Source organism: Streptomyces sp. NBC_00370 (assembly GCF_036084755.1).
Taxonomy (GTDB): domain Bacteria; phylum Actinomycetota; class Actinomycetes; order Streptomycetales; family Streptomycetaceae; genus Streptomyces.
The window spans coordinates 99,360-125,306 of sequence record NZ_CP107968.1 but is presented as its reverse complement, the minus strand read 5'-3'; the positions used below and the strand labels follow the sequence as shown (position 1 = coordinate 125,306).

Genomic DNA, 25,947 nt, shown 5'->3' with positions numbered 1-25,947 from the left:
TGCGATGTGTCGAGGAGCGGGGCAGGCGGTGGGGTGCGCTACTTTCGTGCCGCATGGAAGACAACTCCCAGCTCCGTCAAGCCGCACTTGCCTGGCTTGAGCAGGCACGTCATCTCCCCTCCATTCCCCAGGCTGTCACCGACGCAGCGCTTGCAGCGCGGCCGGAGTGGGATGACCTGAGCAACGCGGTGGTCATGGTGGCGCCGATATCGGAGCACCGTGACCTGTACGGGAAGCTCACTGGTGACTGGCTGCCCCGATGGCCCGTAGTTCTGGGTGCATCCGGGCTGGGCGACGCGACCCGTCTGATCGCGCAAGGGGCGGCGGTACCGGTGGAAGAGGTCGCGGATAGTTTCGTTGCCTTCTGTACGGCGTCGGCACCGAGCGCCGAGGACTGGCTGCTGCTGACCGGTGATCTCCCTGAAGGCGCACGAGTTCCGGTGGGCCACTACACCCTGCAGACCTTCACCACCGACGAACTGAAGCAGCTGGGCCCCATGCCCGCGCTTCACGGCTTGCAGCCGGGCGGGCTCGACCTCGGTCTTCTGAGCGGTGCGCCTTTCCTCCATGCCCCGAACCCTGACCGTATGCCGGACCGCAGAGGGACCCACTGGTTCGAGACCGCCGGTCCTCGGCCGGAAACCCGCCACTGGAGAGCTCTGCTCCCCCTCATCTTGTGGAGCGAGGACCTGTTGCACGTCGATGCTGTGTTCAGAGTCGAGCGCGGCCGGCACTTCGACCTGGACCGAAACGACGTACCGACCACCATCGACACCGTTGCAAGCCGCCACGGGACTCCGGTCGAATTCGAAGCCCGCACGACGGGGAGCTTCTACCTCGCCCCGGCCGATCTGCCGCGGATGCAGGCTTTCTGCTCCGCCGTAACCGCCAGGATCGATGCCGTCATGGCCGGCGCGACCAGCAGCCGCAATCTGCCCAGGAAACGTGCCCGAAGGCTTGAACGGGCCGCCCGACACCTGCTGCAGGCCTACCAGCGCACCACCAGCGACAACGAAGTACGGGAGCAGGAGATGGACGAGCTGCACCTGGACTACGTCATCGCTCTGGAAGCCCTGATAGCCAGCCCCAACGACAACCACGACGGCATCAGCAAGAAGATGCAGACTCGCACGGCCACTCTGTTCCCCTCCGTCCTGCGCGAGCCCGTCACGAGAGCAGTACGGGACGCGTACAACGCACGATCCCGGTACGTACACGGAGACCTGCTCAAAGAGCAGAATGAGGGTGAAAGGCAGACTGAGCTACGTGAGCTGAGACTGATCGTGCGGCAGGTCGTTCTGCGCTGGCTCGTCCTCACTCCCCATGACACCGAGGACCTCGCCCCACGTCTCGACGCCGCAGCCGACTGCGGCAGCTGTGCACAGGCCATTCAGGAGCCTCTGCGCGCCTTCTTCCAGGAAACGACGACACGGGACGGCATCCGGTCCTGATGCGGCAAAGAGCCCCCTGGTGGCAGGCAAGGTCGGTGCGGTCAGCTGCGCATCGCGGCCCGCGCCCGGGAACTCGTCGACCAGGGCACCCCGATCGAGGCCGCGTGCCGCATCGTCATCCTTGAGGACCAGCTCGAAGAGGCCCAGCGCATCAACGCCGAATACCGTCGCGCCACCGGATCTGCCAACCCGACAACCGCAGGATGAGCACGGCGCCTGTCGGGCGCGGGAGTTCGGTCACCAGGGTGACTGAGGAACAGATGCGGTGGCGGTCCGTGCCCCCGTCATCCAGGGCTCGCCGTAGGGCTGTCACTGGCGGACGCCGAAGGCCAGTACGCTCATGCGGAGCCGGGTGGTAGGACGGAGGCGAGTGGGTGCTGCGGTGGATCGAGAACACCGCCAGTCAGCTGACCGAAGGAAGCTCGTAGGAGCGGTGACGACCCAGTCTCCAGGCTATCCACAGGCCGGCGCTTCTAGGGTGCGTCGTACAGATGTGGCTCCCACTGCACCGCGACGTCGCCGTCATCAACTGGCCCACACCGGACGGCATCCGCCCCGTCATCAACGGCGTGCTCCCCCTCCCGAGGTAGAAGAACCCGCCGAACCCCGCCCGGCGCCCTTGCCAAAGTTATCCTCCGCGAAGCCGACGGCTGCCTGTCCGCCCCATTCAAGGGCACCGCGTGCGGCGTCCAGAACCGCGCCCACCTCGTACGGGCCCTCTACACCCGGCTGGAGCGCCTCACAGAAGCCGTGACCGCCGCCAGGTAGCCGACAGACGGCACCAGACCGATAACAGGGGGAACACCGTCAGCAATCTCCGGTAGATCTGGTGGAATGAACCTCAACGACCTTGGCCCGCTGATGGTCCGCCGCCAGGACGGCGGTCTCAGCCTCGACCGCTTCCGCGCCGACCCGGCCCTGGCCGCCCTGCAGTGGCCGGACGACGTGCTGCAGGACTTCCTCTTCGAACACGGCGACTACGGCCCCTTCGTGGTCGACTACGGCTACCTCGACCTGAGCGCGATCACCTGGGCGCTGGAGACGATCCCAGCCACAGACTTCCACACCATGCCGACCGGCGAGAGTGAAGCCGGACTGATCGAGCATTTTGCACAGAACCCTGTGCACTGGGCCTCAGTGAAAGTCCCCGAAGTCGGCAGGCACTGGGAAGACCACGGGACGTGGCTGCGCCCGCCGCTCCTGATCGACCGACGCTTTTTGGGTCTGTCGGACAGTGGGCTGCAGGTGATGGAGGGAAGAACGCGCGTCGGCGTCCTGTGCGGCCGACAGCGCGAGGGGCTGTACGTCGCGGCTCACCATCGGGCCTGGGTGGGACGCCCTTGAGGACGCTTCGTCCGCAGTGCGTAGGCTGCGAGTGTTTGGCCACCTGCTCAAGGGAGACCGGAGGCGGTGCTGCGCCCACTGGTTGACCGCCGGACCGTGGACTTGGCCGCGCTCGCCGATGCGGCCGGCCTCGCCCTGGAGGACGTCGCCGGGCTGGTTCAGGAGCTCGTTGCCGGGCAGGCCGCGATGGTGGGAGTTTGCTGTGACGGCACTGCCCGACAGGCGCCTGGCCAGAGCTGGCAGCAGCGGGCGATGTGTCGCGTCGGCGTCAGTGGGTGAGCCGACCGCGTCGTCGACCAGCTAGGCGTGGAGCTGTACGGGATACCCCATGTCGTCGATGTCGCGGAGCACGCTGACGGCAAGCATGATTCCGGTTACGGCGTTGACCGGGGTGTATTGCGTGGCCGCGGCTGCGTGAGCGGTGGCGTGCCGGTTGAACGTCTCAGGGACCGGGTCCGACGCCCAGAATGGCTCCAGTGCCTTCGAGAACGGCAGGAAGGCCGCAGCTTCGCGGAGCTGGCGGATTGTGGCGTCGTTGTCCTCTACGGCCGGAATATTCTTCAGGACCTTGGCGTAGCCCGGCCACTGACCATTGGGCTTGAGCCAGCCGGGACTGGCGTAGGTCAGGCCACGGATCAGGGTGTCTAACACGTTGGCGGCCAGTGCCTGGGCACCACTGAACATGCTGCGGTCAGCCATGTGCACGCACTCCTCGAGGAGGGTTGTCTGCGCGCTGAACTGGGTGTCAATCACTGCTGCGAGGGTTGCCATGCAGGAGGACAGAATGGCCGGACGGCAGTCGTCAATGACCTGTGCACGGGCCGTTGTGTCGTCGGCAGCGAGGAGCTGGCGGATGACGTCGGCCGGGGGAACCCAGACCAGAGGAATGCCTTCCTTCATCAGCACGATCATGTCCGAGTAGTCGAGACGGGCGCCCCGCCAGTTGGCGGGCATCATCGCGTCCAGGCGTTCCAGCGCCGGCTGAAGCGGAGCGATTACCTCGGCCAGGTGATCCAGAGCGGGTATACGAATCTCCAGCGGCGGCACGACCGTCGCCGCGACGGCTTCCTGGATACCTTTGGTGGCCGCAGCCAATGCCCTCGACAGGTCCGGCCCGAAGCTGTTGTTCATCCTGATGTCCTTCCTTGCACGTGGTGACCATCATCAGGCACGCCCATACCAAGGAGCCTCTGTTTTCTGCCATTGGTCGTCCCGTCCCCGCATCCCTCAACGGCTTCGTGTCTCCCTGTCCGGTCGCCGCCTCCGCCGGATTGGAGCAGGGGGAACGTCTCCACGAATCTGCGTGCGATTCGGAGTAGACGAACGCTGCGCTGTCGGTCCCCCTCCGTACCCTTGACGCTCAGCCGCTGGGCCGCACGGCCCCGCCGAACCTCGGATCACAGGAAGCGGGACCGCACAGTGACATCGATCTACCTCTCCTCCAACAATCCCCGGTGGACACCGAAGACCGAGGCCGACCTTGAGGCCGCCGTCACCGGCGGCCTGCTCGAGGAAAACCATCACCTGGACCTGAAAAGGGCCCCGAACAGCAAGGGCGACAACAAGGAACTGGCGCGAGATCTGTCCTCGTTCGCCGTCGATGGCGGAACGCTGATCATCGGCGTGCAGGAGAACAAGGAGAGCCGCACCTTCGAACTCGCCCCCCAGCCTCTGAACGGGTTGCCGGAGAAGATCGAGCAGGTGGCACGGACGATTCCCGACCCACCGCTGACCATCGTCACCGAGGAGATCAGCGTTGCGGCCAACGACGAGACCGGCTACCTCATCGTGCACATCCCGGCCAGCCCCGTCGCGCCGCACATGGTGGACAACCGGTATTTCGGCCGCGGTGACAAGACGAAATATCAGATGGGCGACGCCCAGGTCGTCGCACTGCACGCAAAGCGGCGGAGCGCCGAAGCGGACACCCTCTTCCTTCTGCAGAAGCAGATGGAAGAAGACCCGCTGCGCGACGTCGGCGACCAGTCCCACTTGTTCCTCGTCGTGCAGCCCACGGCCGGCCGCCGGGATATGTGCCTGCCGATCACCGGTGCCCAGGACTGGAACCTGCGCATGAGCACGCTGATCAAGCGTGTCCAAGAATCTCAGGACCTGCGATCGGCACTCGCCGGGCGGGGATTCAGTCCCGACCTGGGCGACGCCCACCAGGGGCACCGGCGCGCTAGGGGAGTGGCTCGCAGCTCCTCAGGTCTCGGACCCGACCGCACGTACACCCCTGAAGGACGCTGGGGTGATGAAGACGTCATCGAACTCCAACTCTTCGAGGACGGCGGTCTGAAACTGCTCATGACCCGTCTCTCCGACAAGCTGTCCAACCCGCACACCCCATCAGATGACACGGAGCAGGTTATCTTCGACTCTGCGGCCGTTGTCCTCACCCGGCAGGTACTGGAACTTCTGCGCCTGATCTCCGAAGACGTCGGATACCACGGCAACTGGGCGATGGCGGTCGGAGCCAACCGGCTCCGCGGCCGGCGCAGGTACTCCGGGCAGACGGTCTTCCCCAGCAGCCAGAGATACAGCGAGGACACGTACGAGGAGACCACTGGCGTCACACTGGCTGAACTCCGTGAAGCACAAGGGGCGGTCACCAGGCGCCTGCTCGGTCCGCTGCTGCGCTCCCTGGACTCCCAAGAAGTGTTCACCGAGGCGTTGATCGACAAGGAGTGACGCGACCTGCGGAGTTCCTTTCGTGGCGACCAGCCGCCCAAGGACAGCAGGACCGAAGTACTCGCCGGTGTCGTAGAACCGCGCCTGACTCGTGCGGACCCTCTACACGCGGCTAGACCGCCTCACCGAACCCGCCTCGGCCGCCACGTAGTTCGCCGAGGAAGGGCCCGAAGATCCCAGGCCTACGCGCACACCAGTGCGATGCCGCAGCTCAGAACCCCCGGGCATCGCACCCCAGTGCGTGTAGGGCCTGGAAGCGGTGCCGTTGGTCCCGGACAGCGAAGGACCCCGGGGCCGCTCGTGCGCCCCGAGGTCCTTCCGCCGTCTGACCGCCGCCGGTCACCAGTCGTCAGGTGCGCTGCCCACCCACGCGATCGGCCGGCCCTCGCTGTTGCGGCCCCAGTGCGGTTCCTCCATCGAGGTCTCGTGCCCGTCGGGTAGGACGCAGATCCGCCCCCAGCGGCCGTGCTTGCCCCCACAGAGCCGGCGAGCCCGTCCGCGTCGCCTTCCGCTACGGCCTGGTCGTAGGGGTCCTGGAACGGCTGGAGGCGGGCGCACAGCTCCATGCCCAGCTTCGTTTCCGCAGCCTCCACCCGCTCCCGCGCCTCCTGCACCCCCGGGTCGGACAGCCCAGCCGAGATGTGTCGGCGTACTTCTCTCAGTGCTCCACGCAGTGCAGAGATAAGTGCACCAGTCCTCGCCTCATGGGCCCTTGATGCTGGATGTATGAGCAGGCGTCACGATGCCCCATATGGGGCAATCCGCTGGGGGAGGAGCGATCCGTGGGTGACTGGGTGAGCTTGGTCTGGGGAGGCGTCGTGGGTACTGGCGCGACAGCTATTGCGCTCGACTATCGGAACGTTGGGCTGCGCGTGTATGACCTGATAGCCCAGCGGTCACCTGGTGGCGGGGTTGATCCATGGTTCTCGCCCGACATCATGCGAGGCGTCTTTGGGGTACTCGGTGTCGTCTTCCTTGCAGCCACTGGGATGAGAGCGTTCGGGATGCTCTGAAGTCCCGGCGGTAGTTACCTTTGTCAGTGACCGGCGAAGGTCAAAAGGGCCGGCTCAGGCTGCGTTGGCCCGATCGTCTCATCCAGGCTGCCGGAGTCGACGACCCACAGCCGCACGGTGTGGGCGGCGGTCGGGATGGTGATGAACACCTCGTGTTCGTGCCGGGTCAGGTTCTCAGCGGGCGGCCAGCAAGAAGCTGACGGCCATGGATCAGGCCCATGCCCGCAGCGCAGCCCGCATCACTGAGCTGGGGCTCCCTCAGATCAGACAGTCCTGAAAACCACGCGAGGTGCGGCCCACCTACCAAGCACGCCGCACTTCGCCTCCACCTGAAAGCTCACTATGGCGCCCTGAACACGGGCTAGTCCGCAGTCTCGTCTTTCGGATCAGGTATCGGAGCCAGGTCCTGTGCCCGTGGACGCCTTCGATGTGCTGTGCGTTGGGACATGAGCCAGTAGACGAGCGCCGCGGGGGGTGCGATGCATAACAGGATGATCAGCAGGCGGGAGTCGATCACCTGGGTGTGTGACACAGGTGATTCTGCTTCGCCTGGCAGATCTTTCATGAGGGCATCGAGTTGCTCGCGGGTGCGTGCTTCGTAGGCCGCGGCCACGCGTTCTTCGAGCTCGGACAGTGTCAGTCGGCCAACTGTGTAGTGTTGTTTCAACTGCACCTCGATCCGATCACGCTCGGCGTCCGAGGCTCGGATTACTGCGTTGGCCGTGTGCTCCTCGTTGTCATTCATGACGACCTCTCAGGCGTGGGCGGAGCGGCATTAGGGGGTGGACGGTCTTGCAGGTCGACAAGTGCGATAACCACCCGCGTCCAGGCCCCCGGGGCATCGCGGTCCCCGAAGCGGGTGGCGAGTCGTTCGATGTGGCCGCGCAGCTCGGCGAGCGCGTCATCGGTCAGCCGCAGTGCACCGCGGTGCACATCGACTTCCCGGAGGCCGCCTGCCTGCTTGGACCGCCAAGCGGCACTGATATCGGCCCGAGCGGCATCGAGCATCGAGCCGAGAAACCCAACCATCTCTTCCGGGCTCGCGGTATCCCCGGGAGGTTCGGTGACCGCAGGGGCGTAGACTCGCTCGACCTTGCCACGGGCCAGCGGCCGGTATTCGGCGATCTCGATCAGCCCGGCCCGCTCCAGCTGACCCAGATGGTAGTAGAGGCGATCAACCGGGATGTCGGCTTGATCGGCGAGTTCCCGTGCGGACCGCGGTGTCTCCCACAACGCCTCCAGCAGCCGGATCCGCAGGGGATCAGCGAGCGCCTTGTGCACACCATAGCCTGTCGGTCTGCGGTCCGGCGGCGCCAGCGCGTGCCGCGATCACGACGGCGGGCTCTCAGCAGGTCGGACAGGTAGCGCAGGGTCGAGTTGGACAGATCGATCCCCGAGCCTCACGGTCGACTTCTGCCAGGTTGACCTTTCCGGTTTCCACCCCACGATTGCTCTGCACGTGGCTCTACACGACCCGGCCCGCGTCCTACGCGAGATCGAGGCCAAGCGGCGCATTCTGGCCCGTCACGCCCGCGACCCCTGGCCGTGTCACGACCTGCGTGACCTTGCCTCGCCCTACACCGACCATCCTGACTACCCCGCACGGGCCTGAAGCGGCGCAGCCCACGAACAGAAGCCCCAGCAAGGCCGCGTGCTGGACCGAGCTGCACCCGCTGAAGATCATTTAAGGGACAAGTCTTAGTTGCGGTCAGAGTTACTTGTCCGGGTCGAAGCCCAGCTGTGATGTCCGGTAGAGGTCAGAGCTCGGCCAGTTCGGGTGTGAGGGCGAGTGTGGCTAGACCGGCGGCTCCGCCGATGTGGAGCAGCGGGCCGGTCCCGGTCCGACTGTGTGCCACATTGCTTACCGGTGCGGCGGTGAGCAGGGAGTGGACCATGCGTCCGGCTCCTGTGCGCGTGGTGGTGGCCGGCGCTGCCCGCCGCCGCCGTCATTGCCACCACTGCGTGGATCCGGGGCCGTGAGGCGGCTGCGGTGCTCGCCGACCTCGTCGAGGCCACCGTCGACCTTCACGGCACTCTTCTCGCCCAGGCACTGGGCCTGACCGGCGACTGGCCCATACTGACCCGGGACACCGGCTTAGAAATCACCGGCATCCTGCGTAAGGATCCACCCGCCCAGCATCCCAGACCGTTCCCCACGCCAACACAGGCGCCGGACTGAGGCCGTCCGCCCGCGCTGACGGTCCTTGGATCAGTGTGCAGCTCGTGGCACCACGGCGGTTCGCTCTCCGTGGGCGCGAGCGGCTGGGACTGCTGAGCATCCGCTCCGACGCGCTCGTGCTGTACTCGATGCATTGGCCGGACGAGGTCCGCAGTCCGGAATCGCTTCGCCACTGAACTGATCGCCTGGACCGGAACGGCTTGATGGTGTCGTCGGCGTGGTCAGTCACGGAAGCGGCTCGCGAGGAAGCGGATGACGAGGGCGGCGACTTCCTCCGGGCGTTCGGCGTGGAGCCCACGCATCGGCGGCGGGAAGCGTCAGCCAGGCAGCCCTGTTCCTAGCGCGCGAGACGTCTGCGGTCCATCTGCTGGTCCGCGGCGCCCTCGCCGCCGAGGCCACCTGCTTGACCGAGCCGCGGCAGACGTCGCCAACAGCGAAGATCCGCATGGGACAGCGCTCATCGTTAGTGATCAGACAGCGGAGCGTCTGACGCCGCCTGGCTCGGCTCGGCTGCCCGGCAGGCGCAGCAGACGACCTGCGCCTTGTGCCCGTATCGGCAGGTCAGCCCTGGGCAGCGAGGTCGGAGGCCGATCTGGGACGGAGCGGATCCAAGGAGCGCGGCCACGCTGCTGACATCGGTGGCGGGTCGATGCGCCCCCGGAGAGCTGGGCACCCCGCCGAATGTACGTCCCGAAACCAGGGCCACCCCACCCGGCGACCAGCCGCTCCGCGTGTGCAAGGCGTGATTCCCGTGACTGCATGTGCGTCCGGTGGAGCGTGCGCTAGCGTCCCAATTCCGGTAGAGGAAAGTGGGGGACGTAGTGCTGAGAGTGTTTTCCCGGGTGGGGGACTGGTGGGATACCAAGCCCCAGCAGACCCGAACCTTCGCCAAGGTGCTGGTCCCCGTCGGGATAGCGTTGGCCGCCTGGGGCTTCTGGATCGATGGACACGGCGGCTGGGACGGCCACGACTTCGGTCTCAACATCATTTCGAGCATGACCAGCCTCTGCTTCGGAGCCCCGGCCGCGCTCCTCTTCTTCAACTCTCTCGGCAACGCCGAGGTCGAGGCCCGGCAACTGTCCCGCGTCCGAGGCCGAGCGAAGACAGAAACAGCCCGCCTCCAAGAGCTGCTGCTCCGCCCGTACGCGGTGAACGACCTCACACAGCTGCGCACCTCACTCGATGTCATGAGTCAGATCCTCGAGGAAATGAAGCGCACCACCGGCGACAGCGCAGAAAGGGAAGCGGCCACCGCAGCCTTCTTCGACGTCTGGAACGATCTCTGCCCGGCCCGCCGGGCAGACAGTTGGCCCAGACTGCGCTCGCGGCCGCAAGCCAACACAGAGATGCGGGAATGGCGCGACCGCGTTAGGTCCCAGTGGAAAATCCTGTACACGGACATCCGTACCCCCCTGGAGGGCACCGGCTGGCTGGAACCCAGCCTGGCCAGCGCCGCAGAAAACGCCGCAGAGCGACTACTGGCGGCCGGCCGCAACCCGTGGCAAAGCGCCAGAGGCGACAACGACCCCTCACCCACGCCCATGCGGTACTTCATCGCAGACCAACGTGACCTCTGCCGCGCCGCCGAGAGCCTCGCACGCCACCACCTCTGACCGTGCGCGACAGCACCGGCTTCTCCTTCCTCCTCGCCGACCAGCAGCGAACAGCCATGACCGCCGTGGCCATGGCGCCCCTCGCCGTCACCCGCCGCAAGCAACTCCCCTTCGGGGCCCCGCTCCACCGCCCAGGCGACGTTTCCCCTGGCGGTGGAGTCGGCGGCGCACCCTGGCCGAGGAGCACGACTGGCGAGCGCGTCCGCCGGCCGGGGGTCCAGCTGGGTCGCGACGAGGATCACCGGAGCCTGGTGTGCGCGGGCCTTGATCAGGTCCAGCCAGTAATGGAGCTTGCTCTCCTGCCAGCCCACCTGGGCGTCCCACAGGGGTAAGAAAAGCGAACGGTCTGTCAGGAAACACTGCAGGGTTGCATGATAGATGTCCTGGCCACCGAAACCCCAGGTGGTCAGGTCCATGATGATGCGGTCGGTAGACCCGGGAGGATCGGGGTGAGGCAGGCGGAGGTGGGACACCTCAAGACCGTGAGTGCTGTCCTCGGCCAGACTGAAGGGCTCCCCGCGCAGCGCTTTGAGCAGCGAGGTCTTGCCCGACCTGCCCTGGCCGACCAGGAGCACCTTGGATGCCCAGTGGTGTGCGGTGCCGCGCCCCTGCGACCGGAGGAAGGCGATGATGGAACCCGGGCCCCCCGCGAGGATCTCGGGTGGCGGGCTGACCAAGGGGTTGTCGTCCACCTCGATGACATCCAGGCGCCGGAGGCCGCCCAGGAACGCCGGGAGGTCGGTAAGGCGGTTGCTCCCCAGGTAGAGGTACCTGATCCGGGTCAACCGGGCTAACTCCGGAGGGAGTTCGGTGAGTACGTTGCCTTCCGCATGCAGCGTGCTGAGGTGTTTGAGGAGGCCGATTTCCGGGGGCAGTGCGGTGAGGCGGTTGTCATTGAGGTGGAGTCGGGAGAGATGGGTAAGCTCGCCGATCGACTCGGGTACAGAGGTGAGGCCGAGCCGGCCCAGGTCCAGGACGTCGTCCTTTTCGCGCAGACAGTCCGCGATCAACCGCTGTGCTTCCACCTGCCCCTCGCCGCGCGCTGCTACTACGCCCCCGCCGTCTGGATCGACATCGGACGCCCCAACCGCGTCCCCTGCTCCACTCACGCGCCTACCCCTCCATGCCCGCCCGTGGGCGAGGATCCTGCCATGCCGTTGCGCACCGCGACGGAGGTTTTGTCCAACTGGGTCGTTAAGTCACCATGCAGCGCGTGGCCGCACCTGGGCGGCCTCCTGGGGGATCCGCGGCAGATCCTGAGTGCGCAGGGCTGCTTCGGGGCGGGGCATGGTCCGTACGGCGACCTACGGGCGATCGAGGGAGCAATGGCGATCGTGGACGCGCTTGGCATGTGGGGCAGCACCCCGGTTTGACCTTCGAATCGATGCGCGGACGGCTGAACTTGCGCGAGTCGCAGTTACGGCGAATTTCGGGCAGGGGGCCGCGTGAAATGTCACCGGTGGCCATTGGAAGAGTGCCCAGGTGCTGTTAGACGGAGTCCTGGGTATGACTGACGTCGGGCGGCGGTAGCGCGTTGGGGGATGGCGCGGCTGCGACCGCGGTAGACCGGGGGGCAATCGATGTCGGTCGAGGAGCTCGTGGCGGCAGTGGTCGCCTTGGCGATTGCGTCTGCGAAGAGGCTGGGTGTCGGTCTGGCGGATCGCGCGATGGAGGATGTGGAGCAGTCGGTGGCCGATCGGCTGGGATGGCTGTACCGGTGGATCGCCGGGCGGCTGCCCGGTGAGGAGGGTGCGGCTCTCATCGAGGAGGCGGGCCGCTCTTCGGCTGCACAGGCTCTGCTGCGGCGCCGCCTGGTACTCGCTTTGGGGCAGGATCCTGAAGGGGTTGAGGAGCTGCGGGTGCTGCTGTCGCCGCACGCGCCGGTCCTCGCCCACAGCGCTCTCCTTCCTCTGGAACCGTTCAGCATCCCGCGTCAGCTGCCACCGGCGCTGGCGGACTTCACCGGTCGTGGCCGGGAGTTGGCGCGGCTGGTGGAGGCTACTGAGCGTCCGGGCGGGGGCAGGGTGTGCCTGGTGCACGGTCCGGGAGGGATCGGCAAGACATCCGTCGTGGTGCACGCTGCTCATGAGCTGATGCCGTCTTTCCCGGACGGGCAGCTCTTCGTCGACTTGAACGGGACGGAGGAACGTCCGGCTGCCGTGGGTGATGTCCTGGGTGACTTTCTGGTTGCTCTGGGAGTACCGCGCGGACGAATCCCCGATGACGAGGCCGGACGAACACGGCAGTTCCGCACGGAGTTGGCCGACCGACGTGTCCTGATCGTCCTGGACAACGCAGCCAGTGAAGAGCAGGTGGGTGCGCTGATGCCGGGTGGGTCTTCGTGCGCGGTCCTGATCACCAGCCGCCAGGTACTTGCCACGCTTGCCGTGAGTGAGCGCATCGCATTGGCGGGGCTGGACGAAGGCACCGCTTGGGATCTGTTGAGACGGGTCGGCGGCAGGGACCGGGTGGATGAGGACCCCGAAGCAGGTCGCGACGTGGTCCGTCTGTGCGGCGGGCTCCCGCTGGCCCTGCGCATCGCGGGAGCGCGGTTGGCCACGTTTCCCGCGCGTACAGTGGGCTCGTTCGCCCGCGATCTCGCCAACGATCATCGGCGGCTGGATGTGCTGAGCCTGGGCGAGCGCAGCGTGCGCGCGGTCTTCCTCGCCTGCTATCAGGCGCTCCCTTCTTTGCAGCAGCGTGCGTTCAGACTGTTGCCGGCCCTGGACACTCCCGACCTGCCTGCCTGGGCGCTGTCGCCTTTGCTGGACGTGGACGCTGATGCGGCCGACGCGTGTCTGGAGGGACTGCTGCTGGTGCATCTCGTACAGGCTCGCCGCGGCGAGACAGGTGGCCAACGCATCGTGCTGCACGATCTCACGCGCGGGTTCTCCAAGGAGAGGGCGGCCCAGCAGCCGGTCGACGAGGTCGACAGCGCGGTGCAGCGTCTTCTGGGTGCTCTCCTCAGCGCGGCCGACGTAGCCGACGCACAGTTGCGGCCTTCCGGTGCCCGGCACAGCAGCCGTGACGGGGCGGTCCATCGTCCGCCACCGGAGGAGGCTGTGGTGGGTGACGTGTGGGAGGCCGTCGAGTGGTTCGAAGCCGAGCGGGTCGTGCTAGTGGCAGCTGTCGCCCACGCTCACGCTCGCGGGTGGTGGCAGCTGTGCTGGGAAATCACCGACGCGATGAGTATCGCTCTTGAGCATCAGTGGCGCTGGGACATCAGCAACCAGGTCCATGAGCTCGCTCTGGACGCGGCCGACCGTCTGGGGGACGGCGGGGCCCGTGCCGCGCTGCTGCGCAACCTCGGCGAAGCCTTGCGTGCCGGCGGCAGTGACGTGGGAAGGGCCGCGGAGTGCTTCAGCGAAGCGATCGCTCTCTTCCAGAGTTCGGGGGACGTACATGGCGAGAGCGACGCCCTGGGCAACCTGGGAATCCTGCAACGACAGCAGGGCGCGCTGCGGGATGCGGAGCGAACGCTCGACGCGGCCGAGAGGCTCTTCAGGGCCTTGCCGCTTGAGCGCGGGCTGGCCTGGACCCTGAGGGAAAAGGCGGTCATCAGCCGGCACCATGCTCACTACACCGAAGCCCTCGCCCAACTCGATGAGGCGGAGGCCCTGTTCGCTGGCAACGAGGAAAGCCGCGGTGTCGGCTGGATTTTGCGCACCCGCGGCGACACCGAGAAGGAGAGCACGGTGGGCGGTTGCCCGCTCCCTCGCCGGTGGTACGCAGGCCCCTGGCCGGGGCGCGACCTCATAAGCCGTCGCGCACAGGATTCGCGGTGGTCCGCAGCTCGCATCCACTACGAGCACGCCGCTCAGCTCCTGCAGGCTGTCCGGGACCACCGCGGGCACACTTGGGCGACCCTGGGGCTGGCGGACATGGCGCTCTACGAGGGTGATCACTCTGCCGCCGAACTGATCCGCCGCGGGCTTCAGGAGACCGAAGCCTGCGGCGACCATCGGGGGCGCAGCAGGGCACTGACCGTGCAAGCCCTGATGCACGCCGAGGCAAACCGCCTCAGCGACGCCATCACGCTGGCAGAGCAAGCCCTCGCCGGCCCTCTCGACCACGTCGGAGCCGCTCAGGCCAGCTTCCGCCTGGCCCGCCTCTACGGCGCCGCTGGCTTGCGCAACGACGTACTGCACGCCCTCCAGCAGTCCCGAATTCATCACCACGCCGCCGCCATGCCCTTCCCCGACCTTGCCGACAGCGAACTAACCACGACACTCACCCGCCCCGCACCCCGCGCCCGTCGCTTCCGCCGCCGTCAGTGAGCGATTCCAGCGCGCCCACTGACCGGGTATTGCTGCGGTGTGTGCAGCGCCCGGAGACGCCAGCGGTCCCCAGCAACAGGTGAAAGCGGGAGGTCTCCCCAGTCCTCGGTGACCTGCAGAAACTGAAGTCCTCGATCCGTTTCGCGCGATGCGACAAAGTGATCACCTGAAATGCCGTACTGGCGCTTCTGACCAGCGAGCTCTCGACATGTCTCACGGGACGCGGCGAATCTCAGCGCGCCCGTGTGGATAGTGAGCGGTACGGTCCGCTTGTCCTGTTGCAGTGCCTGTGCCAACGATCTCGAGCCTGCCCGCCAGCCGGATTCGTAATTCCGCTGTCGGAGCTATCCTTCTAGGGCTGCAAGAACGGGCCCGCCTTGGGGGTCACCTCGCCGTACGAGCTCTTCTGCGGCCCGAACCCGTACGCCGTGGGTGAGTGCACTGCTCAAGGCGAGATTGGTCAGCGCCTGAGTTGCCTCCTCTGTAGCGAGAGCGCTGAGGGCATGCATTGCTCCGTCGATCCGATCCCACCACCAACGCAATCTGAACGGGTCAGGTGGGAAGTAGCCGCGCCTACGGGGACCCTTCCGCCATTCACCGTCCGTCCGTTCAATAAGGACCGCGAGCGGCTGCACTGCCCGCGGATCTCCCAACTCAGCCAGGCGTACCGCCGCTTGAAGCGATGGAGATCCTTCGGCGCAGACGTGGGCAAGAGCATCAGAGGCGCGTGGGTCCCCAATATCTGCCAGCGCCAGCGCCGCGTCGGTACGAGTGTCCTGCTCAACCCAAGGGTCGTCGAGCATTGTTGCTAAGGTGTCTGCTCCGCGGGGGTCGGCGAGTCGAGCCAGTGCGGCTGCGATACGGACACGGTATTCGGCGCGGGCGTCTGTGTCGGCACAGAGTGACGCGAGTATCTCGGAGCCGCGGCGGTCACCTCGTTCGCCCAGCTGCTCCGCGGCGTCGGCTCGCATGTACTGCGGGGCGTCAGTGTTGCCGACGATGCCGATGAGCAGATCCGTGGCATGAGGGTCAGCTGACTTCCCCAACACTGCGAGAATAGGTTCCCAGAGACCGTCGTTATGGCGGGCGGGGTGCTGGGCTATCTCGGTGGCCAGGTCACCGAGCGCGTCGGTCCCGCCTACTGTTTCGGGTTGGGTAAGAATCTGCAGTACTCGTGAGCGCCCGGAATCACTGAGTTGATATCCCGTGGCCAGATGGGCAAGCAGGCCGGCAGCGTGGGGGATTCTTTTCCGGGCCAGTGCCTCGGCTGCGTCCAGGCGCAGGCCACCGGCGATTTTCGTGTCGGTAACGAGGCTTTCCAACAAGTCCGGGACTGCCTCGTCGTTCAGCGCGGCCAGTGCGTTGATCATCTCTGTGATTTCTTCCTCGCGTAGGAAGGATGACGTAGCGAGGTCGCGCAGGATCGTCGGTGTCCGATTATCGCCTCGTCGTGCGAGGGCCTTTGCGGCGACACTGCGCCACATGGCCATGATGTACGTGTCGGTCGCGAGGTCGGCGAACGTGTCCGCTGCACGTGGGTCTCCGAGGGCTTCCAGCGCCTCTGCGGCTCGGATGCGAGTCCAATGCAGGTCAACGCGCGTTGCGGCGAGGTCGGCGTACTCGTCGGCGGCTCGATGATCATTGAGCCCTGCCAACGCGTGCGCAGCCTCCAGTCGGCCGTTTCCGTCATAAGTCCAGGGGAGATGCTCGATGATGGTGTCGCTCGCTGTATCCCTGAGCGCTGGCGTCAGCTGGGCGCCATCCATGGCTAGCGCCGCAATGAGCCGAGCGCCTTCCGGATCACTCGCCCACTGGTAAAGAAGTCGGATGATGACAGGACTGCCCTGCCGGTGAAGCGCGTGAAGCAGGAAGCGGGTGAAGGAGTCATTGGTCCTGGGAGGGGAACGGCGGGACCGGTACCACCAAGGGCCAAATAGGTCCTTCAGGGTTCGGCGGGTGAGTGCGGGATCTGCTGCAATGTGTTGTGCGGCGATGAAATCGAGCAGTGTTTGGTGAAGGAAATCGAAGTCGTCACCGCGCTTGGTGAACAAGCCGCTGCGGCGCAGACCTTCAGCGATGACGGTCGATCGCTCCTCCGGCGGTAGGGAATGGCTGTGAGCAACCGTCCAGTCGACGAGAAGGCCGACTGCGTTGCTCGGGTCGCCGTGGTGACGGGTCAGTGCGAGTCGGCCGATGTGATCAGGTATCTCGCCATAGAGCTGCACGGCGGATTTCGCGGCGTCTGGGCCGCGCTGCGTCAAGAAGGTGGCATGGATCTCGGCGAGGGGAGTTCCGTGGCCTGTGGCCTTCCAGCTTCGGTAGCGCAGCGCCAAGTACGCCTCGTACAGGGCGATGCGGTCTGCGGGTAGCGGTTGATTCGGATGGTCGGCAAACAGCTGGCACAGCATCTCTGCCATCAACGGCACGGTAGCCATCGGTTCCAGCCCTGCCATGCGAACTTGCCACATGAAACGCGCGGAGGCAGCGGCGGGGTTGCCCATGGCTAGGGCTGTAAACCAGCCCTCAGCGAATGCAGGCAACTGTGCAGGGTCCAGCGGTAGCAACGTGTGCTGCGTCCAGTTCCGGATTCCGGTCCGTTGCCACTCGGCGTCGGGCAGTGGGCGTGTCGCGACCAAGAACTGGTGCGTGACCTTTGTGTCTTCCCGCGTACGCCAACGGAGAAGTTTCTCCAGAACCAGCTGCCGCTGGTAGGCATCCACGATCTCGTCCAGGCCGTCAACGAGCACAAGCCAACGCGCGTTGGGTGCAGGGGCGTGACGGAAGAGCTCTGCCGGCCAGTCGCGCCGTAGGTCGGCCACCGGTCCGTCCGCCTGGACACCAGCGGCCAGGGCCTCGGGGATTGGCCTGTGGGGTATCAGTTCGGCGGCCTCGATCAGTACGGGAACCGCGGTGCGTTCCTCATCCCGCTGCCACCCTTCCGCGAGAAGTCTGGAGCCCATCCGTAGCAGGCTCGACTTGCCGGCCCCTGCCCCACCCAGGAGCACACCGTCGCGGTTGGACCGGAACAGTGTTTCTGCGGGAAATACGTTGCCGGTCCCTGCCGCGGCGTCAACGGCTCCGGCGCTTTCGGGTTTCGTCTCGGCGCGTTGCCGGACATAGACCGAGGAAAGTGCTGGCGCAGGCGTTGCTCGTGGCATGGCCAACGGGCGTACGGCATCTGCAGCTTTCCGCACCGCCGCCAGGTAGGCTCTCAACAGAGGCCCGGGATATTCCCACCCTCCGTTTCGGATCTGATCGTCCGTGAGACTTTCGATCCACGCCGAGCGCTTCGGGCGGCTCCCGCTGTACAGCGCTGCCTCCGGGCAACGATCAAGGATGTCGGCAGCGGCGATCATGTGGGCACTCCCTCTGCTATCCGAGGTGACGAGCATCCCGAACACCGCACCCGTGCGGGCACTGACCACTGCGCTGCCGCTGAAGCCGCCAGTGACCGGTGTGCCCCTAAGCCGGGGCAATCCAACACGCCGATCAGGATCGTGGCTGAGGAAAGCGTAACCTTCAAAGGCGAATGTTGCCGGCTCGCCTTCTCTGAAACGCCCTGCTGGATGTCCGAACGTCCACATCGCGTCCTTGACCTCTGCTGCGGTGCACAACAGCGCTGGCTCCAGGGGCAGTCCGGGCTGGCGTGGTATGACGTCCAGCAATGCCAGGTCCATCCCAGTGTCTTTGTCCCGAAAATTTCGGTGCGGCATGTGTCTTAGCTGCAGTTCACGGCCCGAGGCGGTGATCCGGCCGGAGACTTCAGCGGTTGGCTCATCAAGTGCGTGCTCCACAACATGGGCACACGTGGCCAGAATGGTCGGCGTGATGAGAAAACCAGTGCCCTGAGAGGTCTCTCCGGTGCGGTCCTGGACGGTGAGCATCACGGTTGCCGCGCTGAGCAGCTCCGTGGGCGTTGGCCCCCGTCCGGACTGTGTCATGACGGATGGTTCTCCCACTCCAGTGCTACACCGAAGGCGGACTTGGTCGAAGCCTTTCCGATAACCGCGACGAACGTACCGGACTCCAGAGCGAATTCGCAGCTGAACTCCATGGTCACCTTAGAGGCGTCGCTCTGCCGTAGGCGTGCACCCATCACTCGCACGAGCCCCATCAGTCCGTCGAGTGCCTCATCGAGTGTCGGGCGATGCGCGGCGATTTCTGATTCCGCGCCCGGCGCATGTTGCGGTGTTCGCAGGTCGCGTACGGAGAGGTAGACTTTCTGGCCTTCGATGAGAACCGGTACGAGCACTTCTGTATTTTCCTCCCGTGCGGTCCCCTCCTTATCTGTGGCGTTGGCCATTTGGTCCCCCCTGTGTGCTGCCGTGGCTGCTCGCATGTCCTGCGATTGCTCTCCTCCAAGGATGTGGCACAGACTCAGGGACGTCCACAGCCGCATCAATAAAGCGGGCTGTTGGTGACAGCGCTCGAACTGCTGGGTGCGCAGGCGCCGGGTGAGAGTCACAAGGGTTCGGTCGCTACGGCTCTTCCTGGGATGTCGTACAGCCATAGTTGAACGGTGCGGAAAGAACACGCCGCCCAAACCGGAAGCTCGTTCACAGCCGACAACTGACACCTGCTGATCGTTACCGATGTCCATGATCGCGGAAATGTCCACGGAATTGCGGAACCAGCAAGTGCCCAGCAGGGCCAACGCTGTGTGTAGTTCGCGGCCGTGCCGGGAGACGACTCTCGGGAAGCGCCTTCGAGGTCCTGGAACCCCCTCGGCGGCGGTCATCTGGGCAGGGTGCCGGCAGTCGTAGGAGATGGCGTGTGGCAGGAGTTCGCCTGCGGCCGGCGAGGTGACGCCGTTGACCATCATGAAGTCTTCGCCCTGGGGCAGTGCGCCGTGCCTGCCTGCGGTGATGACCAGGTCGGTGCGGGTCAGGAGCAGGGTCTGGCCCAGCGGGATTTCGGCCTTCGGGGCCGGTCCAGTACGTCGACACGGCGCTTGGCGGATGTGTGCCCGGGGGTGTGGGGCAGCGCCTGGTTGTGGTCGCGCCGACGATCCAGCCCCGCGACCCGGCCGAGTCTGGTTTCGGTGATCCGCCGCTGGCGGACGGCCAGGCTGTCGTCGCTGTAGCAGACATTGAGGGTGGTGACGGTACGCAGGTCGAGATTGCGAGCGGCGCTGGCACCGACCGGACGGGGTAGCTCGAGAACGCGCGCCTGGGCATCGGCGGCGAGGGGGACGGGCACCCGGGCGGGGTCAGCACGGTCGGGGACGAGAACCGCTTCCCAGGGCACACTCTGCCGCTCCACACCAGCGGCGTCGCAGTGCGGGGGCGGAGACCATGCCCACGGTCACGGTGCCGTGTTCTTCCAGGGCGATGAGGGTGCTCCATTCGGGATCGCCCGCGATGAAGCTCGCTGTTCCGTCAATGGCGTCGATGACCCAATGGCGGCTGCTGCCGCGACCATGGGCGCCGAACTCCTTTCCGATGAACGCGTCACCGGGATGCTCGGCACGGATCGACGCACGCAGAGCACGCTCGATCTCCCGATCGGCCTCGGTAACCGGACTTCCGTCGCCCTTGGTCTCGGCGCCCGGGCCGGGTGCACGGAAGTAGCGCCGGGCAATCCCCTCGGCCTGCTCGGCCAGGTAACGCGCCAGCGCCAGGTCCGCTGAGTCCGTCATGCCGCACACTCTTCACGTTGCCTTTTTCGTGATCAAGTCCCGGTACGGCCGCACCACCACGGAGAGACGATCCTGTATGGCTGGTGTGATCACGGCGTGTGCGCCGTCCTGGTTAATCCCGTTCACGGGCGTGAATCCGCGCCAGTTCCGCAAGATAGTGACCGCGCCCGGGCGCCAGGGGGCCGTCCGTGTCCGGCGCGGACACCATCCGGGTCTGCAACGTCTGATGACGGTCTGTCAGTGATCAGAGGTGCCCGGGGTAGAGGCCGGGTATGGGGCGATGGTGGAGGTGGATCGGCGCGGCGGTGGCGACGGGCGTCGTGTCGAGCGTGGCTATGACGTGGGTGGGCGACACGTCGTGGGGGTGGGATTTTGTAGCCCGGTGCTTGCTCGTTTCGGGGGTGTACGTACTGATGGGGCCTCTGCTGGCCCGCTCGGGGCGGCGTGCTGAGGAGCGGGACGCTCAGCACATGCGGGACATCCAGGAGGCGCGGCGCGGTCGGCGCTGACGGCAGTCGGCTGTCTCGCGCCGCGAGCGGCGCCTGTCGACGCCTCGCCTGCGTTCTGACCGAAGCCGGCGAGGAGGGCCTCGCGTTGCCGTGTGGGCTCCGGGCAGATCGACCACCCGAGCGTGCAGAGCCGTGCTACGGCTGTTCGTTCGTCTCGGACGGTCGTGGTCGGTTGCGGTGGCCGAGCAGGCGGGTGGTATTCCAGGCCGTGGCAGTGGCCTGGAGTGGCAGGAGTTTCCATCCGTGGCTGACGCGGGCGTGTAGCCAGGCACGGATGTTGGCGAGGTCGGTGTGGCGCCACATCCAGATGAGGGCGCCCCCCGCGCCTGCGGGGAGGAGTAGCTGCTGGCCGACGAGCAGATGACCGCCGTGGGACCATCCCTGCGGGTGCGTGGAGCAGATGCTCTTCCAGGAAGACGCGACCCCACCGGTGATGTCGACAGAGCGTTGGCCGGTATCTATCTGATCCGTACTCGCTGTAGAGCGATGGTCTGCTCGCCGTAACCTGCCCGTCGGCCAGGGGAGTCGAACGGTCGACGCTGACTAGCCATGGCCGGCGGTGGTTGTCACCGTGCTGCTGATTGGTTTCACTGCTCCGTTCGAGTAGCGCCAGACGTCTTTGGCGCGCCCTGAGGGACAGCAGTTGGCGTCTGTCGGACTGTAGAAGGATTCGTCAGCCAGGATTCGGCCCGGTTGGACTTGCCGGATTTGCAGGAAGTTCGGCGGTTCCCCCTGTCGTTCCTGCTGCCCGCTGAGCGTGGCCACGAGGTTGGGCTTCCCGTTGCTGCCATCGAAGATCATGATGCCCATGGCTCTCTGGCCGGCTGCGGTCGAATCGTGGTTTGCGCAGAGGATGGGGAGCGCTGCTTCGTCTTGGCCGTCGCCGGTAAGGTCGCCGAATGCGAGCTGGTCGGTCTGGGCGCTGACGTCCTGGGGAAAGTTGGGTTCCGGACGATCGAAGTCCGACGGGACGTTCAGCGCTACGCCGTTGCGGAGTCGGATGGGGCCGGGGGAACGGCAGAGGGCACCGGGGATGGTGGCGTTGGGCCAGTCGACGGTGTGCAGGTTCAACGGTGCCCTCGGTGCCGTGGACTGCGTTGCCCGGTGGTGCTGGGGCGGCCGATCTTGATCGCTTTCGCACCCGAGAAGGGCTGCCAGCACGGCCACCACGGTCACCGCTTCGAGGATGCGCCCTGCAGAGCGCGGTGCGGAGGAGATCATCGGCTGGTCTCAGGGCATCCGGTAGGGGCGCTTGGCTCCGGTAGGGGTGCGCCGATGTCGCCGGTCGACAGGTTTGGCACGTATGTACGCGTGTCTGCATTGGGGACGCTGAATGTTGTGAAGGGGCCCAGTTTCTTCTGGAGCGTTTTGCCGTTGTAGCTGTAGTCGATGACCAGGCTCCACCGGTAATTCCCGTGGCAGGCCGTTGCGTCGACGCGCACGATGGCTGGGTCCTTGGCGTTCACCGTGAAGCCGGACCCAAGCGGGTTGGTGGGGGCTGGTTTGTCGCCGGGCGTCGACTGGCCCTGGACGCCTTGGTCGATTAGCCGGGGTTTGTCCAGATCGAGTTCGAAGACTCTGTCCTGGACGTCACCGCAACCGCCTTGTGTCAGCGCCACCCACGCTGGTGCGTTGATGCGCTCGGGAACGCGGGTCGACAGGTGGATCTCGTCGATGGTGACCGTGGTGTCATCTTTCGTGCTGAGGTCCACGTAGAGATGTCCGGATCCCCATGTGCCACCTTGGTTCTTCGGCGTGGTCACGACAGTACGGAAGTCTTGTGTCTGGGGAGTGAAGTCTGTGAGTGGCTTACCACCGGCGGGCATCGCCACAGCCGTTCCGCCATCACAGCTCTTGAACGTCGGCCACTTGGACGTGACGAGCAGCGGCCCCGAGGCGGCGGGAGCAGGAAGCTTTGGGTGCTTGCCGGACGGCGACTTGTGGTCAGACGAGTCGGAACCGTTTAACCACAGAGGTACGCCTGCACCGGCTGTAAGGATCACTGCGGTCGCTGTCGCCCCGAGAAGTAAACGGGGCCGACGCCGCCAAAACGGCAACGGCATCGTGGGCTCCGGCACGGCGAGCGGCACCGGCGCAGTGGCTACGGATCCACTCGGGTCCGACTGCTCCCACAACTCGTGTAACGCCGAGATCTTCTCCGGGCTGAAACGCAGTGCCTTGGCGATGGCAGCGACTGTGTTCCAGGAGGGACGGTCGTGACGGTCGTTCAGTGCGTTGCTGAGCGTCGTTCTGGACAGCCCCGTCCGCTGCTTCAGGTTACCCGTGGTCAGACCTTCAATCCCGAGGCGCTCCCGGAGCGTCCGCCGCAGACGCGTCAGGGCCTGCGCAGCTTCGGCGTCTGTCATGCCAGTCCCCCTACGAAGGTGCAGTTCAGGATTGTTCATCTTCGTACGGTTGCACCCTGTCGCACACCCGAATCGGGAAGGTCGCTGCATCTCTTCCGTTCATGCAGCCGAAGGAGCAGGCCGTGCCGTCGTCGACCTACACTGCCGTTCTCACCATCCTGGCAAGCACCGTCGCCGTGATCATCTCGCTGCTTGTCGCACTTGCGGCCGGTCTGCTCGCTCGCGCCGACAATGCCAGCTGGGCAACAGCCGTCAATCGCGGTGGCGTGGCCTTCGCCGCCACTCTCACCCTGCTCGTTCTCCTCGTCAGCACCGTTGCTGGCCTTCTCACATGAAACGCGTCGCGAAAGGCGGGGGGGGTGCCCCTATCTCTTTGGCCAAGGTGGATGGGTGCTCGTTCGGGCGTCTGGAACGATGTCCCTGTGCATGCTGATGATCAGGTTGGCGAGGGTGTCTCTGCGGAGCTCGCGGTGTTTCTGCGGAACGCTGATGAGGGCCGTCCGGTGAAGATCGTTCCTTCGGTCTGCGGCGGGTGTGGCGGGCGCGTGTTCTTCGTGCTCGTTGACGATGTCGAGGGCGGAGCCGAGCGGGTGTGCGCTGGTTGCGGCGGCCGCGCGTTCATCGCGGATAGCGAGGAGTTCTGGGAGGACGCGGACCCTGGCGAGGCCTGCTGCCCGTGCGGGAGCGAGGAGTTCGAGACCGCGGTCGCGTTCTCCCTCACCGGCGACGGATTGGTCCGCTGGGTGACCGTTGGGCTGCGGTGCCAGAAGGACGGCGCCGTGGGGGTCTATGCCGACTGGAAGATCGACTACGGCCCCGCGGATCACCTCCTGACCATGGTCTAGGTCTGCGGAGCGACCGCCCTGGCAGGCTGCGGTTCGTAGAAGGTTCCGTCGCGGAGCATTGCGAGGAGCACGTCGGCCCGCCGTCTCGCGAGGCAGAGCAGGGCCTGGGTGTGGTGCTTGCCCTGGGCGATGTGAGGTCGGTTCGGGGCGCCCTGCCAGCATTGCTGCTGGTGGGTTTCCCCGAACCGCCTCCCGAACCCGGCGTGCCCGTTTCCGAGCACCGGGCTCTCCACAAGTCCCCTTCTGACAGCCTCGGGGTCCCTATCCCTTGGTGGGCCAGGGCGAAGGAATCACCGCTCCCCGGTATCGGTAGCGCGTCGTGCGCACCTTGGCCGGGTCGAACAGGGTGATCTCCTCCGTGGTTGGCCACCATCCACCGTTGCAGTAGCGTCGGCGGAGATCCTTCCAGGTGATCCGGCGGTGCTTGCGCCTGATCCAGCGAATGGCCTGACCCCAGACGAGCTGGCGCAGGAACTGGAACGTGGCGCTTGAAACGCCGGGCCGGAAGTAGGCGCACCAGCCTCGCAGCATCGAGTTGAGCTGACGCAGCAGGACTGGTAGCGGCTGGTTGACGTCTGTCCGGCAGATGGTCTTGATCTTCCTGGCGACGGTCCTTACAGACTTCTTCGCCGGGTAGGTGTAGACGTAGTGCCGATCGGTACCTCGCTTGCGGTGACGCTGGATGCGCCATCCGAGGAAGTCGAGGCCCTCGTCGATGTGGGTGATCCTCGTCTTCTCCATCGACAGGCGCATGCCCATCGGTGCGAGGACCGCTGCCACCTCCTCGCGAAGCACGTCACAGTGCTCGCGAGTCCCGGCTACAAGCACGAGGAAGTCGTCCGCGTAGCGGACCAACCGGAGGTTGGGTTCGCCACGGCGGAGCCGCGTCCTGCGTCGGTCCGGAGAGGTGCCAGGTCCGCCCGGCCGGTTGGCGACGTATTCGTCCAACACGGTCAGGGCGGCATTGGCCAGCAGCGGGGAGAGGATGCCCCCTTGCGGAGTGCCGGTGCTGGAGTCCTTGAGCAGGCCGCCTTCGGTGAGGATGCCTGCCTTCAGGAATGCCTTCACCAGGACCAGGACACGCTTGTCCCCAACGCGTCGACGCACCCGGTCCATCAGGGCCGCATGGTCGATCGTGTCGAAGCACGCCTCAATGTCGCCCTCCACCACCCACTCGTAGGAGTAGCTGGCCAGGAAGCGAGACTCGGCGATGGCGTCATGAGCCCGGCGCTTCGGACGGAACCCGTAGGAACACGGGAGGAAGTCCGCCTCGAAGATCGGCTCCAACAACAGCTTCAAGGATGCCTGGACCAGCCGGTCCGCCACGGTTGGGATGCCCAGGCGACGCAACTTGCCGTTCGCCTTCGGGATCATCCGTTCCCGTACCGGGACGGGAGTGAAGCTCCGGTCCTTCACTTGCGACCGCAGCTTGTCGAGGAAGACCTCGACCCCCTGCGCGGCCTCGATGTAGCGGGCGGTCTTGCCGTCCACTCCGGCCGTGCGAGCTCCCTTGTTCCCTCGCACCCGGTCCCACGCCACCAGAAGAAACGCGGGATCGGCAACGAGGTTGAACAGATCATCAAACCGGCGATCAGGATCGTCGGTTGCCCAACGGTGCAACTTGGTCTGGATCTCCAGTACCCGGCGTTCGGCCTTCATCAAGGCCCACTCCAGAGCGTCAGTGTTCACCAACGACCTCCTGGCATTCCAATCTCCTCCTTGCTGACTTGCTGGTCCCCTTCGCCATGTGCCGGGCTTTCCCCGGCTCGGACTACTACGGGACCTCCGCCCTGCCCCGCGGCCATCGGCCGGCAACGGGCCTGCCCCCATCCGGGCTGGTAGCCCGGCAGTCGGGGCGACCGGGGACAGTTCCCACGTTCACCACGCAATCGATCGGCCGGGGAGGCACCCAGCTATACCCCGACGGCATCGCCACCCCTACGCCGCAGGCATTCGGTGTGGCCTCCCCACCAGCAAAAAGATCTGGCTTCGGAGTCGGTCCAGTCCCCGAAGGGACAGGA

General features: G+C 66.0%; 21 protein-coding genes and 4 pseudogenes. 11 read left to right on the top strand and 14 right to left on the bottom strand.

The window, feature by feature from the left end; all coding sequences use genetic code 11:
* The first annotated feature begins 53 nt into the window (after positions 1-53).
* The 4 genes and pseudogenes from OHS57_RS00510 (at position 54) to OHS57_RS00490 (ending at position 3,074) form a co-directional block, all read left to right on the top strand.
* Positions 54-1,451: a hypothetical protein gene (locus tag OHS57_RS00510; RefSeq protein ID WP_328580508.1), complete on the top strand. Its 1,398-nt coding sequence runs from the start codon at positions 54-56 to the stop codon at positions 1,449-1,451.
* Positions 1,452-1,493: 42 nt separating this feature from the next.
* Positions 1,494-1,658 (top strand): annotated as a pseudogene (locus OHS57_RS00505) (MerR family transcriptional regulator); the annotation flags it as partial.
* A gap of 627 nt (positions 1,659-2,285) precedes the next feature.
* A complete protein-coding gene (locus OHS57_RS00495) occupies positions 2,286-2,795 on the top strand; it encodes a hypothetical protein (protein WP_328580507.1) in 510 nt (169 codons plus the stop codon).
* Positions 2,796-2,861: 66 nt separating this feature from the next.
* Positions 2,862-3,074 (top strand): hypothetical protein, encoded by a 213-nt coding sequence (locus OHS57_RS00490; protein WP_328580506.1) that lies wholly within the window; start codon positions 2,862-2,864, stop codon positions 3,072-3,074.
* Positions 3,075-3,095: 21 nt separating this feature from the next.
* Here the strand turns inward: OHS57_RS00490 and OHS57_RS00485 are convergent, their stop codons facing one another.
* Complete coding sequence (locus OHS57_RS00485; protein ID WP_328580505.1) at positions 3,096-3,926, bottom strand: hypothetical protein; 831 nt, start codon at positions 3,924-3,926, stop codon at positions 3,096-3,098.
* Between the two features lie 288 nt (positions 3,927-4,214).
* Between OHS57_RS00485 and OHS57_RS00480 the strand changes: the two genes are divergently transcribed.
* Entirely contained in the window at positions 4,215-5,486 is a 1,272-nt protein-coding gene (locus OHS57_RS00480; RefSeq protein WP_328580504.1) for an AlbA family DNA-binding domain-containing protein, read from the top strand.
* A 1,036-nt stretch (positions 5,487-6,522) separates the two neighbouring features.
* On the opposite strand, the gene OHS57_RS00475 is transcribed toward OHS57_RS00480, so the two are convergent.
* The 4 genes and pseudogenes from OHS57_RS00475 to OHS57_RS00460 form a co-directional block, all read right to left on the bottom strand.
* Complete coding sequence (locus OHS57_RS00475) at positions 6,523-6,648, bottom strand: hypothetical protein (RefSeq protein WP_328580503.1); 126 nt, start codon at positions 6,646-6,648, stop codon at positions 6,523-6,525.
* Between the two features lie 212 nt (positions 6,649-6,860).
* On the bottom strand, positions 6,861-7,244 hold the full coding sequence (locus tag OHS57_RS00470) for a DUF1707 SHOCT-like domain-containing protein (RefSeq protein ID WP_328580502.1): 384 nt from the start codon (positions 7,242-7,244) through the stop codon (positions 6,861-6,863).
* On the bottom strand, positions 7,241-7,780 hold the full coding sequence (locus OHS57_RS00465; RefSeq protein ID WP_328580501.1) for an ArsR/SmtB family transcription factor: 540 nt from the start codon (positions 7,778-7,780) through the stop codon (positions 7,241-7,243). Before OHS57_RS00465 ends, OHS57_RS00470 begins: the two co-directional genes overlap by 4 nt.
* Positions 7,780-7,890: pseudogene (locus tag OHS57_RS00460) on the bottom strand (IS5/IS1182 family transposase); the annotation flags it as partial. The pseudogene OHS57_RS00460 and the gene OHS57_RS00465, both read right to left, overlap by 1 nt.
* Before the next feature lie 32 nt (positions 7,891-7,922).
* Here OHS57_RS00460 and OHS57_RS00455 point away from each other — a divergent pair.
* Positions 7,923-8,111, top strand: a pseudogene (locus OHS57_RS00455) (DUF6221 family protein); the annotation flags it as partial.
* 145 nt (positions 8,112-8,256) lie between these two features.
* Here the strand turns inward: OHS57_RS00455 and OHS57_RS00450 are convergent.
* Entirely contained in the window at positions 8,257-8,394 is a 138-nt protein-coding gene (locus OHS57_RS00450) for a hypothetical protein (RefSeq protein ID WP_328580500.1), read from the bottom strand.
* A 95-nt stretch (positions 8,395-8,489) separates the two neighbouring features.
* On the opposite strand from OHS57_RS00450, the gene OHS57_RS00445 reads away from it, so the two are divergent.
* Together OHS57_RS00445 and OHS57_RS00440 are read left to right on the top strand one after the other, a co-directional pair.
* Positions 8,490-8,678 carry a hypothetical protein gene (locus OHS57_RS00445; RefSeq protein WP_328580499.1) on the top strand — a complete coding sequence of 63 codons (189 nt, stop codon included), beginning with the start codon at positions 8,490-8,492 and terminating at the stop codon, positions 8,676-8,678.
* Between the two features lie 44 nt (positions 8,679-8,722).
* Positions 8,723-8,845: pseudogene (locus OHS57_RS00440) on the top strand (Ku protein); the annotation flags it as partial.
* 1,025 nt (positions 8,846-9,870) lie between these two features.
* Here the strand turns inward: OHS57_RS00440 and OHS57_RS00435 are convergent.
* Positions 9,871-11,316: a leucine-rich repeat domain-containing protein gene (locus OHS57_RS00435; RefSeq protein ID WP_328580498.1), complete on the bottom strand. Its 1,446-nt coding sequence runs from the start codon at positions 11,314-11,316 to the stop codon at positions 9,871-9,873.
* Between the two features lie 555 nt (positions 11,317-11,871).
* Between OHS57_RS00435 and OHS57_RS00430 the strand changes: the two genes are divergently transcribed.
* The gene (locus OHS57_RS00430) at positions 11,872-14,568 is read left to right on the top strand and encodes an ATP-binding protein (RefSeq protein ID WP_328580497.1); all 2,697 of its coding nucleotides are present in this window, start codon (positions 11,872-11,874) and stop codon (positions 14,566-14,568) included.
* A gap of 344 nt (positions 14,569-14,912) precedes the next feature.
* Here OHS57_RS00430 and OHS57_RS00425 read toward each other — a convergent pair whose 3' ends face one another.
* The 6 genes from OHS57_RS00425 to OHS57_RS00395 all read right to left on the bottom strand — a co-directional run bounded on the left by OHS57_RS00425 (position 14,913) and on the right by OHS57_RS00395 (position 23,081).
* Complete coding sequence (locus OHS57_RS00425) at positions 14,913-18,509, bottom strand: trypsin-like peptidase domain-containing protein (RefSeq protein WP_328580496.1); 3,597 nt, start codon at positions 18,507-18,509, stop codon at positions 14,913-14,915.
* Positions 18,506-19,390 carry a CU044_2847 family protein gene (locus tag OHS57_RS00420; protein WP_328580495.1) on the bottom strand — a complete coding sequence of 295 codons (885 nt, stop codon included), beginning with the start codon at positions 19,388-19,390 and terminating at the stop codon, positions 18,506-18,508. Before OHS57_RS00420 ends, OHS57_RS00425 begins: the two co-directional genes overlap by 4 nt.
* A 62-nt stretch (positions 19,391-19,452) precedes the next feature.
* Entirely contained in the window at positions 19,453-19,767 is a 315-nt protein-coding gene (locus tag OHS57_RS00415; RefSeq protein ID WP_328580494.1) for a hypothetical protein, read from the bottom strand.
* 10 nt (positions 19,768-19,777) lie between these two features.
* Positions 19,778-20,206 (bottom strand): inositol monophosphatase family protein, encoded by a 429-nt coding sequence (locus tag OHS57_RS00410; RefSeq protein WP_328580493.1) that lies wholly within the window; start codon positions 20,204-20,206, stop codon positions 19,778-19,780.
* Between the two features lie 1,052 nt (positions 20,207-21,258).
* A complete protein-coding gene (locus OHS57_RS00400) occupies positions 21,259-21,936 on the bottom strand; it encodes a hypothetical protein (RefSeq protein WP_328580492.1) in 678 nt (225 codons plus the stop codon).
* Complete coding sequence (locus OHS57_RS00395; RefSeq protein WP_328580491.1) at positions 21,933-23,081, bottom strand: helix-turn-helix domain-containing protein; 1,149 nt, start codon at positions 23,079-23,081, stop codon at positions 21,933-21,935. Before OHS57_RS00395 ends, OHS57_RS00400 begins: the two co-directional genes overlap by 4 nt.
* A 101-nt stretch (positions 23,082-23,182) precedes the next feature.
* Here OHS57_RS00395 and OHS57_RS00390 point away from each other — a divergent pair, with 101 nt between their 5' ends.
* Positions 23,183-23,416 (top strand): hypothetical protein, encoded by a 234-nt coding sequence (locus OHS57_RS00390; protein ID WP_328580490.1) that lies wholly within the window; start codon positions 23,183-23,185, stop codon positions 23,414-23,416.
* An 87-nt stretch (positions 23,417-23,503) separates the two neighbouring features.
* A complete protein-coding gene (locus OHS57_RS00385) occupies positions 23,504-23,926 on the top strand; it encodes a hypothetical protein (RefSeq protein WP_328580489.1) in 423 nt (140 codons plus the stop codon).
* 261 nt (positions 23,927-24,187) lie between these two features.
* On the opposite strand, the gene ltrA is transcribed toward OHS57_RS00385, so the two are convergent.
* Positions 24,188-25,615, bottom strand: coding sequence for a group II intron reverse transcriptase/maturase (gene ltrA, locus OHS57_RS00380; protein WP_328580488.1), 1,428 nt, complete (start codon positions 25,613-25,615; stop codon positions 24,188-24,190).
* Positions 25,616-25,947: the final 332 nt, after the last annotated feature.